Source organism: Moorena producens 3L (assembly GCF_000211815.1).
Taxonomy (GTDB): Bacteria; Cyanobacteriota; Cyanobacteriia; order Cyanobacteriales; family Coleofasciculaceae; genus Moorena; species Moorena producens.
On the sequence record NZ_GL890823.1, the window covers coordinates 258012 to 271375 of the forward strand.

Annotated in this window: 7 protein-coding genes and 1 pseudogene; 4 read left to right on the top strand and 4 right to left on the bottom strand. The window is 43.5% G+C overall.

Annotated features, from left to right (window positions below; genetic code table 11):
• Window positions 1–29: 29 nt before the first annotated feature.
• The gene (locus LYNGBM3L_RS02710; RefSeq protein WP_229414271.1) at window positions 30–1514 is read left to right on the top strand and encodes a zinc ribbon domain-containing protein; all 1485 of its coding nucleotides are present in this window, start codon (window positions 30–32) and stop codon (window positions 1512–1514) included.
• A 109-nt stretch (window positions 1515–1623) separates the two neighbouring features.
• Here the strand turns inward: LYNGBM3L_RS02710 and LYNGBM3L_RS45390 are convergent, their stop codons facing one another.
• A complete protein-coding gene (locus LYNGBM3L_RS45390; protein WP_008178769.1) occupies window positions 1624–3078 on the bottom strand; it encodes an NF038122 family metalloprotease in 1455 nt (484 codons plus the stop codon).
• A gap of 254 nt (window positions 3079–3332) precedes the next feature.
• Here LYNGBM3L_RS45390 and LYNGBM3L_RS02720 point away from each other — a divergent pair, with 254 nt between their 5' ends.
• Window positions 3333–4526 (top strand): DNA double-strand break repair nuclease NurA, encoded by a 1194-nt coding sequence (locus LYNGBM3L_RS02720; RefSeq protein ID WP_008178770.1) that lies wholly within the window; start codon window positions 3333–3335, stop codon window positions 4524–4526.
• Window positions 4527–4924: 398 nt separating this feature from the next.
• Window positions 4925–5533, top strand: coding sequence for a hypothetical protein (locus LYNGBM3L_RS02725; protein ID WP_008178771.1), 609 nt, complete (start codon window positions 4925–4927; stop codon window positions 5531–5533).
• A 6-nt stretch (window positions 5534–5539) separates the two neighbouring features.
• On the opposite strand, the gene xseB is transcribed toward LYNGBM3L_RS02725, so the two are convergent.
• Complete coding sequence (xseB, locus tag LYNGBM3L_RS02730) at window positions 5540–5803, bottom strand: exodeoxyribonuclease VII small subunit (RefSeq protein WP_008178773.1); 264 nt, start codon at window positions 5801–5803, stop codon at window positions 5540–5542.
• A 129-nt stretch (window positions 5804–5932) separates the two neighbouring features.
• Here xseB and LYNGBM3L_RS02735 point away from each other — a divergent pair.
• Window positions 5933–6767: pseudogene (locus LYNGBM3L_RS02735) on the top strand (Rpn family recombination-promoting nuclease/putative transposase).
• 111 nt (window positions 6768–6878) lie between these two features.
• On the opposite strand, the gene LYNGBM3L_RS02740 reads toward LYNGBM3L_RS02735, so the two are convergent.
• Together LYNGBM3L_RS02740 and LYNGBM3L_RS02745 are read right to left on the bottom strand one after the other, a co-directional pair.
• The gene (locus LYNGBM3L_RS02740; RefSeq protein WP_008178778.1) at window positions 6879–12023 is read right to left on the bottom strand and encodes a WD40 domain-containing protein; all 5145 of its coding nucleotides are present in this window, start codon (window positions 12021–12023) and stop codon (window positions 6879–6881) included.
• Window positions 11969–13330 (bottom strand): P-loop NTPase fold protein, encoded by a 1362-nt coding sequence (locus LYNGBM3L_RS02745; protein ID WP_008178781.1) that lies wholly within the window; start codon window positions 13328–13330, stop codon window positions 11969–11971. The genes LYNGBM3L_RS02740 and LYNGBM3L_RS02745 overlap by 55 nt, the downstream gene beginning before the upstream one ends.
• Window positions 13331–13364 lie beyond the last annotated feature (34 nt).

Consider the following 13364-nt stretch of genomic DNA (forward strand, 5'->3'; position numbering starts at 1 on the left):
AAATGGGATTTTTTGGGGTATAATGGACAATGATTACAACAAGCTCGAATATGTCTAAGGGGAAGAAAAAATCAGGCACAGTCAAAAAGCTCTCAACTCAGGTAGTTCCAGTAATTGGGATGTCAATGGTAGTTGAAGCTGAGCTTGTTGCCATGATGCAACGCTTAGGCATCGTTCGTTCTGAATCCTACAACAAGCTTGGCAGCGTTAGCCATTGGGGACTCGACTGGCGGAAAGCCTACCCAGAGGTTAGGTCTTTGAGAACTCCAGAATCTTTAGGTCTACCATCTAAACTAATGGAATGGACAGTTAGCGATGTCGGTAAAGCCATTAGTGCCCAACAAGCTGCTTGTATTGAAGCATTAGGAAAAATCCTGCATAAGCGATTTCCAGGTAAAGAAAATAAAAAACGTCGAAATCAATGCTATAAACAGCTATCAAGTCCCAGTTTTCTAGACGATCCATTTTTGCCTCGAATTGTTAGGAAGCAGTTTCAGCGGGGTCATTCAAGGATAAAAAATCAAATAGTCTATCAACAAAACGGTTACTCCTGCCAACGGATTTCTCGCCACACTTACCAGTTAGAACTGGCTGGGTTACGTCGAGGTAAACGCCATCGAATTCTGGTAAGATATAATCGAAAAATAACAGGACAGATCCGACTAATTTACAATCTTCATTTGCAGCGCTTTGAAATCCATTTTTTGGTTGATCATGGAACTATCAATAATCCGACTGAATGTCGTTGTGTTGGTGTAGATAAGGGTTACACAGAAGTATTTTATGATTCAGATGGTCGTGCACACGGTCTTGGCTTAGGTAAACTAGCGACCAATAAATCTGACAGAATTGTTAAGAAAAACCGAAATCGTGGCCAGTTATGGGCACTGCATAGAAAATTAGAGAAAATCGACCCAGCTAAGTCGGCTCGTATACTAGAAAATAATCTGAGCCGGAAAACAGAGAATCGTCGCTTAAGAAAAGACCAAGCAGTAATTTTTGTAATAGGCGCTGCTTCTAAATCTCTTTTTAGGGGAGAATCGTTAAAAGTTTTTGCGGAGGATTTGACCCAAGCAATCAAAGGTTTTCGTCAATCATTAGCGATGTCCCGCAGGTTAAATACTTGGATGAAGGGAGCAATCCGGGACTCTTTACAGAAATGGGCTAACTGGACTGGTTCAGTAGTTTCAGAAATTCAACCGAGCTACACGTCGCAAATTGACTCCGTAACTGGCACCCTGTTAGGGGTCAGGAAAGGGGACAGTTTTACCAGGTTTAATGGGGTCGTGTTGCAGGCTGACTATAATGCTGCGAAGAATATCCTGGCTCGCGGTACAGACCAGGAAATCTCCCGGTTTATGACCAGGGTTGAAGTTCAAGCAGTATTGTTGCGCCGTACCGCGCGTTTCTTGAAAGGTATGGACTTGAGTCTTATTGACGCGGTTGAGCTAGGGTGGCTTGACTCTAAGCATAGTAAAACTCAAGCTTTTAAGGAACTCCTCACCGGGATGTGAGGAACGTCTAGATAGATGGGTGGGAGGCTTAACTCCAATTGCTGTATGACCACCCCTCACTCAGACAACAATAAATTGACCTTGACCTTTTTATTCGGAATTGTTCCGATTAATCCCGGTTTAAGAGTATCCCCAACAGACCTAACCCAATTAAGCCACTGGTAGCCCCAGGGTCTGGCACCTGAGCCGATCCCTGGTCAGCATTGAAGGTTGACCAATTGAAATTTGAAGAAAACCGCTGCTGTTCTATCAACTGGCCTAATACTTGCCCACTGCCACCGCCACCACCGCCACCACCGCCACTGCCGCCACCACCGCCACTGCTACCGCCACCAGCACCGCCACCATAGCCCCATTCGTAGATGTCGAGCACATTCTGGATCCGGTCTTGATCTAGCCAGGATCCTGCTGTTTCGTTATAGCCATTGGCGATATACCAGTCGATCCATGAGGCATTCCAGTTAGGATCATTGAAGTAGGCACCGATTTTGCTGGCTAAGGTATTCTTGGCGTTGTTGAGCAAGTTATTGAGATTTAGGGTCATATTTGAGTCACTGGGGCGTCCATCTGAGCCCAACACAGTGGAGTTTAGGTTCCAGCCAATCACATCAAATGCTCGTAAATCTAGTGCTGAGATATCGGCCCTCTCTGCCCAACCTAGGGCTGGCTTCATAACACCCAAATCATTGCCCATACCGTCCCAGTGGCTGGCTTGATAGCCATCACCTCCTAATCCTAAATTGGGATCCTTGCCTTCAGAAAAGTATGCCAGAACTTTATTACCCCCATCAATGGAAAAGTAGGCGTCGGCACCATAGGCTAATTCAAGCATGTCTTGGTCTTCGCTCCAGGCACTATAGCGGTACATATCCAGGGAGGTAGTACGCATCAGACGGTCAAGGTTCATCTGATAACTAGCGTCATAATCCGCGAGTATCGTCGAATCCACCCCACTGACGAAGCCCAAGATATGACCAATTTCATGGATGCCGACACTGAGAAAGTCTATGGTGTTTGATGGGGTTGGGGCGTTACGCTGGTAATCATAGCTCCAATTGAAGGCGTCATTCATGACGATATAGCCATCGAGAAGGGAGTTATTCCTGTGGTAATTTATGGCTTTGGCATTGGCATTGGTCAGAGCAATGTTTTTGTTGTACCACCCATTTCTGCTTTCAAACACGGCATGATAGCCACTATGGCCATCATTATAGTTATGTTTTTGCAGGTTATCATAAGCAGTATAATCATCTACCGACGTTCTATCGGACTTCAGCTTCTTCCGAAATTTTTTGTACTTTTTAGACTTTTGCAGACCAGGGAGTGCCCCACCGAGGATGTTTGAGGGCAAGTCGTCGGTGACATCAAGGTGAATTTTGACGGTGACATTATCGGTTAAATAGTAAGACCAAATCTCACCAGCCATTTCAAACCCGAGCATTTGTTCGAGGGACGTTCCTGGTTGATAGCTGAAGTCGAAGTCTATGGCTTGAGCTGGGGCGTTACCACCAATTACGGCTGCGGATGCCAGGGACAAGGACATCATTAATTGGCGATTCTTCATAAAATCTTACCTCGTAGAAATTACTGACATGAATACTGTCAGTATGAAAAGGTAATGTATGCAATCGTGTTTGTGATCTGAGGCTGGTGTATAGGATCGCGTTTGTTATTGGAGCCTGATGTATACAATTGTGTTTATTTATCTCTGTTGGTTTAGGATCACTTAATGAGTCGTTTAGGATCACAAGAAAAGTGTGTTACAGATCACTAGTTTGAAATTAGCAAATCTACGGTAAATCTACTAATCAGCTCTCCATGCTTGATCTGGCAAAACTGGCAGGACAAATTCCTGGTATTAGTAAGCACCTGAGACTAGAGGCAGTGGCGTCTCGCCAACGCCTAGAACGGGCTGAACAATTACTGGCAAAGGCTAAAAAACAACAAGAGAGTTTGGTCAAGTCTCATCAGCAATGGCGCGATCGCATGATTTTCACGGCGGCAACACCTGTAGAATCTCTGGATACTTGTGTTGATATCAGTAGTCCCCCTGAAAGCCATAGTGTTTTCGCCACCGATGGGTCTCAAATTTCCCCCTCTCACCACGAAATTCTCTACTGTTATGTGATTAATGTGGGTCGGGTAATGTTGCACTATGGACAAAGTCTTTACCCTCTGTTGGATAGTGTGCCCGAAGTGTTCTACCGACCGGAAGACTTATATATTTCTCGTCAGTGGGGGATTCGCACGGAGGAGTGGATGGGGCATCGGCGCACCATTTCCGAAGTATCGATGTTAGCAGAAATGGCTTGCCGTTGGGTGAAGCCACCAGCTCCCCACAGGGATACTCCCAATTTAGCGATAGTAGATGGTTCCCTAATTTACTGGTTTCTTGATGGGATGCCAGGGGATGCACGCGATCGCATATTGCCTCCGATTCTAACAGCTTGGGAGCAGTTGCGTTCTGTTAATGTACCCCTGATTGGTTACCTGAGCGCTTCTCGTAGTGTGGAAATGGTTAATTTCCTCAGATTACCAGCTTGTCCCTATGAAACACCCAAATGTATCACCCAATGTGGTAATCTCACGGACAAGTTGCCCTGTCAGGTGATTGACCCCTTGCGGGATACCACTCTCTGGGCAAGTTTATTGCAACCAGGACAGCGTAGCCCTCTATTTCAGAGTTCCGCACGGATTCTGGATTTATACGACCATCACCGGATCTATTTCTGTTATGTCCATGTGGGTACAGAAATTGCTCGGATCGAGATGCCAGAATGGGTAGCCCAGAATTCGGCATTGCTCAATCAAGCCTTGAGTTTAATGCTGGGCCAGGTCTATAAAGGATATGGTTATCCCATTGCTGTGTCTGAAGCTCATAATCAGGCCGTGATTAAGGCCGGTGACCGGAATCGCTTCTTTGCTTTGCTTGAACAACAAATGATTCGTGCAGGTGTCAAAAATGTGGGAATATCCTATAAGGAGGCTCGTAAACGGGGTAGTATTAGTTGAATGTAGAATGAAGAATGGAGAATGTAGAATGAAGAATGGAGAATTTAGAATGAAGAATGGAGAATTTAGAATGAAGAATAGTGAATGCAGAATGAAGAATAGTGAATGCAGAATTTAGAATTTATAATGCAGAATAGTGAATGATGAATGGAGAATTTAGAATTTATATATAATGGATAATTTAGAATTCATATATAATGGAGCATGAAGAATGGTGAAGGCAGAATGGTTAAGGCAGAAAGCAGAATGGTTAATTCTACATTCTTAATTCTACATTCTTAATTCTACATTCTCAATTCTACATTCTTAATTCTACCTTCTTAATTCTACATTCTTAATTCTACATTCTCAATTCTAAAAAATTTTTACCTTATCCAATTAAAAACCGGTATCATGTCATGGCAAATGTATTAAGAATTCTGTTTAAGCAAGATAGCTATCTCAAGCAAGAGCCGATTCAATCGTCCCAATTGCCTGATAAGAAACGTCAGCTGATACCAGCAGGTACGTTATTAGTACTTGGCTATTATGGTCAGGAATCTGGCAATCACATTAAAATGGGTTTAAAAGATATTGCGTTTAAGGGGTTCAGTGGTGATTGGTATGCCTTTGAAGACCATGTAGCCATTATGATGGAGAGTATTCAACCGGTAGAAACCGTTAGTAATGTAGTCTCTAAACAAGATGATAAGACTGCTTTCAACATTCCTATTTATCAGAATACCTTAGTCAATCAACCCGTTTTACTTAACCTTTTCTTTAATCAAGATACGGTAATTAAGCGAGCTCCTATTCAATCTAATATGTTGAATGAAGCATCAAAGCAGGAAATTCCAGCAGGCACTGATTTGGTGATTGTTGCCGATCAACCTAATGCTGATAATACGATTAAGTTTACCCTGGAGGAGAATCACGTAAAATTTACCCTGAAAGATCTGGAATTCAAGGGCTTTAGTGAAGATTGGTATGCCTTTGCTGGACATGTTGGTATTCAAGGGATGGGATAATTACTCTTAAAAATCTGAATCATCACTCAGCGTCTCAATCAACAAATCCATCTGTTGCTGTCGCTGATCCAGAAAATATTCACATTGATGGAGATATTCGACAGCAGCGGAGAACTGATCAAAGACGTCGGCTAGTTCTAGTTCTCCCGTTTCTATTTGCCTAATGATAGTTTCCACTTTAGCCACCGTCGCTTCATAGTTCCAGGTTTCTCCAGAAGGGATTTCAGTTAGGTTTGAATCAGTTAGGTTTGAATCAGGTTGAGTTTCCATAGATAGTAATTGTCAATAGGGTGAGATATAGATTTTTTTGATTACCGATTACCGATTACCGATTACCGATTACCGATTACCGATTACCGATTACTATAGCTATAGGTATAGTTAAGTAATGACCTAAATGTGAAAACCGATACCATATTCTATCGCCTGTTTCAATCGTTTCCCAGCATCTTTTTTGAATTAATTAACCATTCCCCTACAGAAGCACAAGCTTATCAATTCGCTTCTGTAGAAGTCAAACAACTAGCATGCAAGAATTGATGGGGTATTCCTGCCCACAATTACCACACCCCAACAACCAATTTATTTTGTAGAAGTCCAATTTCAGAGGGACTCTCAATTTTACTCCCGCTTCTTTAGTGAAATATTCCTGTACTTAGACAAAACCGAACTCAGCAATGATTGGCGTGGTGTGGTGATTTACCCTAGCCGCAATGTGGATAAAGGAGCTACTGTTAGGTATCGAGAATTACTGGATTCTCCAAGGGTATCTCGGATTTATCTCGATGAATTAGTCGAGACCTCTGCACCATCGGTGGGTATCGCCACAGTACAGCTAATTGTCACTGAGGAAGATTCTGCGATTGCACTTGCTCAAGACTTGATTCAACGAACCACTGAGGAGGTAGAGAATGAACGACAAAAGCGAGAACTTCTACAATTAATAGAGACCATACTGGTGTATAAGTTACCACTACTCAGTCGCACGGAGATCGAAGCCATGTTTAGCTTAAGTGATTTACGGCAAACCAAAGTTTATCAGGAGGCAAAAGCCGAAGGTATACAGGAGGGGAGACTTGAAGGTGAAATTCAAGGCAAATTAAAGTCGATACCTCGGTTATTAGCGTTGGGGTTAACCATAGAACAAGTTGCCCAAGCTTTAGAATTAGAGGTGGAACAAGTTACACAGGTGGTTGAGCAGTCTTCTGATAGGGTAATGGGCAAGAGGCAATAGGCAATAGGCAATAGTCAAGAGTTCATAAACTATAGCGCTGCTCCCGATTCCCGATTCCCGATTCCCGATTCCCGATTCCCGATTCCCTGTTCCCTACTCCCTATTTCCTTGCTATAGTGAAAATCCACAAAGCTGATCCCTTTGAGCATCACGGTTATGATGCCAATAATCGTACAACCAACTACAACCACGCTCTAGCAAATAATCCACATCTAAATTCCACAAGATCACGGTTTTGTCTTTACTAGCAGAAGCTAGCCACTTGCCATCGGGACTAAAACTGACTCCAAACACCGAATCGTTGTGTCCCTTAAAGGTATTAATTAAATGTCCATCCCGACTCCAAAGATTAACCGTTTTATCACCACTAGCAGATGCGATTAAGGTTCCATCGGGACTAAAACTAACCCAATTCACGGCACCATTATGCCCTTTCAACGTATTGAGCAACTTGCCATCACGATTCCAGAGTTTTACAGTTCCATCACTACTAGCAGAAGCAATCATCTCGCCGTCTGGACTAAAACTAACCCAATTCACCGCATCATTATGCTCTTGATTATCCCCTTCTAAGGTTTTGAGCAACTTACCCTTAGTATTCCAGAGTTTTACAGTCCCATCATTACTAGCAGAAGCAATCTGCTTGCCATCTGGGCTAAAACTGACTCCCCAAACTTTATCCTGGTGCCCCTCTAAGGTCTTGACTAAGGTGCCATCTAAATCCCAGAGTTTCACGGTTTTGTCAGCACTAGCAGAGGCAATTAACTTACTATCGGGACTAAAACTAACTCCCCAAACCTGATCCTGGTGTCCTTCTAGAGTGTGAAGCAAGGAGCTATCTAAATTCCAGAGTTTCACCGTTTTATCTTCACTAGCGCTAGCCATGATCGTGCTATCAGGGCTGAAACTAATTGCAGTCAACCCTTGACCATGAGCCGAGAAGGCTTTTCTGCTACGATCCTTACGGTTCAAAAGTTGAATGGTATTGTCTGCACTAGCAGTAGCAATCATTTCACCATTGGGGCTGAAACTTACACTTCTGACAGCTTGATTATGCCGGATCGGAGCCAGTATCCCCCCGTCACTAGCCCAGAGTCTAATAGTTTTGTCTACACTAGCCGATGCAATGGTCTTGTTGTCGGGACTAAAACTTACATCTACCACCATTTCACTATGTCCAGCCAAGGTTTCGATTAATTCCCCATCACTGTTCCAGAGTTTGATGGTGTGATCAGCACTAGCCGTAGCTAGCCTCTTACCATCGGAGCTAAAACTGACATCGAGAACCCAATTACGATGACCTTCCAGGGTATCGATTAATTCGCCATTAGTTTGCCAGAGTTTAACAGTGTTGTCTGTACTGGCAGAGGCAATAGTCTTGCCATCAGGACTAAAACGGACACTAACCACTGGTTTTGTATGAGCTTGCCAGGTTTTCAGCAGTGTTCCGTCCCTGCGCCAAAGTTTGATAGTTTTGTCTTTACTGGCAGAAGCAATTAACTGACCATTGGGAGAAATACTAACCCCCAACACTGAATCACTGTGACCGGTTAGAGTATGGAGTAAAGCACCATCTTTACTCCATAGTTTGACGGTTTTATCCTCACTAGCCGATGCGATCATCTGGCGATTGGGGCTAAACCTAACACAATGGACTGTTTTGGTATGCCCATGTGGCCCATCTAAGGTCATGATCAGGGATCCATCCTTACGCCACAGCTTGACAGTTTTGTCTTCACTACCACTAGCCAGCATCTGACCATCTTGACTAAAACTGACACTTTGGATTCCAGCCCGATGACCTCGCAACGTTTTGAGCAAGGTACCGTCTTTGCGCCAGAGTTTGATAGTGTTGTCTCGACTCCCAGAGGCAATCCGCTGACCATCTGGGCTAAACGTGACACTACGGACCCAATCTCGATGTCCCTTTAAACGGTTGCGTTCTCTGACGCCATAAACTGCCTGTTGTAGAGCAGTGACTACCCGTGTCTGGGTCTCTGGATTCACCCCAAGGGATTGCTGCAATTGCTGGGCTGCCTCTAAACTTAGGATTAGGGCATCAAAGGTTCTGTTGGCATCAACTAGAGCTTTTGAGGAGTAGCTCAGGTCACTCAAATGGTTGTTGGTTTTACTGATAGCGTAGCGAACCCCAAGTATACCGGTAATCACCATCAGACTGAACAGTGCCATTCCTGCCCAACGTGCTTCTCGCAATCGTTGCCTGAGAATTTGATTGAGCTTTTCTTCAGTTTTCCTTTGTTTTTTAGTTATTTTGGCCAGTTGGTTTTGGAGTTCTTGTTCTTTAACCAGTTGCTCAATTTTATCCTGGCTCTGTTTGTCTTTCTGGCGCAGATTTTCTAATTCTGCTTGCAGTTTCGATTGCTTTTTCTGGCGAATAACGTCTACCAGGTAATCGTGAACCAGTTGATAGCGGTTGATCGTAACTTCTGGTAATAGAAATACCAATCCCGATTTCTCAAAAATTTCTAAGATTAAATCTAAGGTATGGTCTTCTAAGCATGACTCTATGGCTAGTTCGGAGCGATTCTTAAGGGGACGATTTTTATTGTCATCAATGAGTAACGACAACAACAGCCAAGCCGCTGTTTCATTTTCAGGACCACAATCTTTAATAACTTTTTCTAAAAACCGTTCCACCAGTTTGGCTTTGGGACCATGGTGCTGATACTGAGCTAAGGTAGTAATATTTTCAGCTTGGAGTTGAGCTCCTACTACTTGCAACTCAATGGGACGAACTTCTCCAATTTCAGCTCCTAATTCTCTGACTAATTCGTCAACTAAAGCTGGCTCTAAATAAAAATTAGCCCGATGGGTTAAGCTTTGAATAACTGAATAAGCATCTTCTAAGGAAAAATTGACTAATGGATAACGAATCTTTTTGTCTAAGATATTACTTTCTATAACTTCCCAAGTATAATGTTCTAGTTCTAGTAATTTATGTAAGGCGTTATCTCGGATAGAAAAAATTAGTTTTAAATAGGGTAATCTCAGACAATTTACTAAAAATTTATAAAATAGTTTTCGTTGGGATTGATGGGAATAAACTGAGAAAAAATCTTCAAACTGATCAAAAATTAAAACCGTTAACAAGTTATTATCGGCGTTGTGTTGTAATTGCTCCAGGACAGAATCAATTAGGGCGTTACCATTACCATTACCGTTACCATTACCGTTACCATTACCGTTACCATTACCGTTACCATTACCGTTACCATTACCGTTACCATTAGAATTTAGAAATTTTTCCCTGATCAAGGGGTCTTCATTTCCATGTGCTGATACCTGATCGGCCAAGTGTTTATGCAGTTCCCCCACCCAATCGGTGTAAACTTGCACCACAATCGGTAACCCTATGCGATCGCCAAGGGGTCTATTTTTGAGTGCTGGCACTAATCCGGCATGGACCATGGAACTTTTTCCAACCCCTGACTGACCATGAATCACTGTCAGTTTGTGGTCGGCACGGGTAATCCGTTCCATTAAGCGGTTTACATCTCGCTGACGTCCGGAAGCTGCCATTTCCTGGGGAATAAGGTCTTGTGGCTGTACCCCATGCCAGCTGGGATTATTAGCTCCTCGTGGTGGCTGTAGACGACTAGCACCAATGAAGGCACGGAAGCCATACAGCTGCTCCACTGCCCGTTGTTCTTGTTTAATCCGAAATGCTTCTAGGTATTGCCCTTGTTCAAAGTAAAGGCTACGTAATCGTTCTAACAGGTGCAGGTAACGCTGAGGCTCATAGTGATAATTGCTGGATTCTATGGCATCTGCCAGTTTATGACTCGCTTTTTCCAGCTGCTTGACCGCTTCTGCTAAATTTCCCTGCTTTCCTTGGGATTTTACCAAAAATAATCGATAGAGCTGGGCTAATAGCAATGGATGCAAGCCTTGGTCATGGGGCTGATCATCAGCAGCAACAACCAAAATTAATAGAGCTTTCTCGGCTAATTGACCAGCATCGTCCCATCGGGATTGCTCAAGGGCTACTTCTGCCAGAAAACCGTAATCTTGGGCTAGTTGCACCTGAGTCCCATAGGTTTCATGAAGGGACAGAGCCTGTTGAGAGGTGGTTTGTAAGAATGACCACGCTTGTAGATGCTGCAGCAGTTCAGCTAGCTTACTAATAAAAATAGCCACCAGATCGTGACGCCCCGCTTGGGTGAAAATTCCCATACATCGATGCAGATACGGCCAAGCTTCTTCCCAATAGCGCTGTTTATGAGCTTGATTTTGGTCAGCCTGGCGACAGTAACACAAACCGAGATAAAATAATAATAACCCCTGCCGTTCTAAGTTATCGGTTTGCTGCCAAACTCTTAAGCTTTTACGAAACCGCTTCTTGGCTAGATTTATGCGATCGCGTTTATAGTCATCTAGACCCAAAACAAAGTCTAGACTAGCGTCTAATTCCTTTTCTAAGGTAATGCCACGACTGTGTAAATCTTCTAGGGCAAAATCCAGTTCAAATCGACGTTGGTTTTGGAGTGCTGAGTTCCTGGAATAGGTAATACAAATATCGGGGTTGGGAGGTTGTTCGCCTTTGGCGTTCGAGTAGGGTAGCTTAGGATTTGGGATTTGTGGCGTGGTTGAGGGGGAAGGCTCTCCAGAGTTCAATAGACAGGCAAATACCATTTGAGCCTTTTGTCCGAGAAAATTGACTAACTCTGTGGTAGTCAGTTCAAACTTGAGGGGAGTGGCTGCCCAACTGGCAAAATCTGGTGCCAACCGGATCAGTTTTTGCAGTACTTGGTCATTAACCCACAATATTAGAGGAAAGGTTAGGCGTTTACGAAACTCATCCCGGACTTGATTAGTAGAGGTAAGTAATTCCTCAAGGGCAACCACTGACTCTAAACCAACAATCAGTAATGCGGAATGAGGGGGTGAGGAGGTAAGAGGGTCAGGGGATGAAGGGTCAATGGGGCTAGAACTCTGCCTGTTCCCGCATCTGTCTATCCCCTTGTCCTTTCCACGCCCCAATTCCCTGTGTTCGTAGTTTTGGATGGTGGTATAAAGGGTGGTAGCCGATGGCGGTATGATAAACTCTGTAATCTGGTATTGCGGCTGACACAGTGCTTTGAGGCGTTGCAGCATCTGTTGTTGCAAACCCTGGTAGTTACATCGCACGATCACAAGAGAAAATTCCCCTTGTGAAAATGCGATCGCTCTAGAGAGAGCCTTTAATGTACTATCGTTGTATTGGGCAGCGTCTGCTGGTGATTTTGTTTCAACCATGACTTAAACTGCGGTGCCTCTTCTAATGCTGGATTTATACCAAACCAATTTCCATCGCGATCGCGGTATTCAAAGACAAACATACTGCGCAATAGAGTTTGGTATTCCGTATCACCCCTGACTTTTTGCTGTTGCACCACCTGAAACAGCAATTCCCACTCCTCATCAGTAATTGATGAGATCAGATAATCGCGACGTTCGAGAATCACATTTTCTAAACACTCACTGGGAATCGGTGGGTTTTCTTGCCTAAGACAATCAAACAATAATCCTAGCAAGTTGCGCACATGACCACCACTAATTCGGCACAAGCGGTTTAAGGTTTCTATATTATCAAATACTTCCGGGAGCAAAGCAAATTGTTCCTCAGTAGTTTGATTGGGGAAAGCTCTAACCAGTACCATTTCTCGTAGCAAAGCCATGCCATCGGGAAACTCCTTACCTGTGCGCAGTTTAACTGGCACCATCGGTAAGATTTTAGGAGTAAGTCCACCACCTAAGCGATTCTTCAGGGTTTCGCACTCATTGGAGAAAGTTAACGCCAAGGGAATTGTGTACACAATATGGCAATTGAGTCGGCGTAACTGTTCACCCCGGTCAATGAATAAGTATTCTGGTTGCGTACGCCCAGAGGGTAAAGGGCGAATATCCACCCGGTCCAGATTATCCACAATCACCACTAGTCCCGCCTTACCCTTTTTCTTCAGGGTAGTGGTAGCAGGTTTTAGTAGTTCTTCATTAATCGAGTCTAAGATTCCACTAGTGCGAGGTTCGAGGTATTCCCGTAATCGACGCCGCAGTTTAGGACTTTCCTTAGTTTTAGCCGTTATTTTGCCAATGCCTACCGACAATTCTGCTTCAGCACCTAATTCAATTGGTGTCCGCAAAAAATCGGTAATTTCTGTAAAAAGATTGACAAAATAGCCTGGGTTTATATTAATTTTAATTTTCTCCAGACTTTCACTGACTTGACCAGCTATACTCAGCAAAATATCGCTTAGATCAACATCAGCCATGTCTAAATCTTGAGACGACTCAAAATAAACCACATGAAATTTCTGTTGCTCTAATTCAGCTTTTAGTCTAAGTAATTCTGTAGATTTACCACAGCCAATATGCCCTGTAAACAGCTGACAAGTCGGCTCATCTGGAGAAATTAGGGTGATGGTTCGCTTGAGGGACTCAATAATTTTATTTCCTCTGACTGGGGAAAAATCAATATAGTATTTTCTATCATTGACATCTCCCATACTCAGGGGCTTGCTGGGATTACAAGCTTTGTAGAATCTTGGCAGATCTAGTACCATTATAGCGTAATTTTCCTTCCTGATTTAGTCGCAG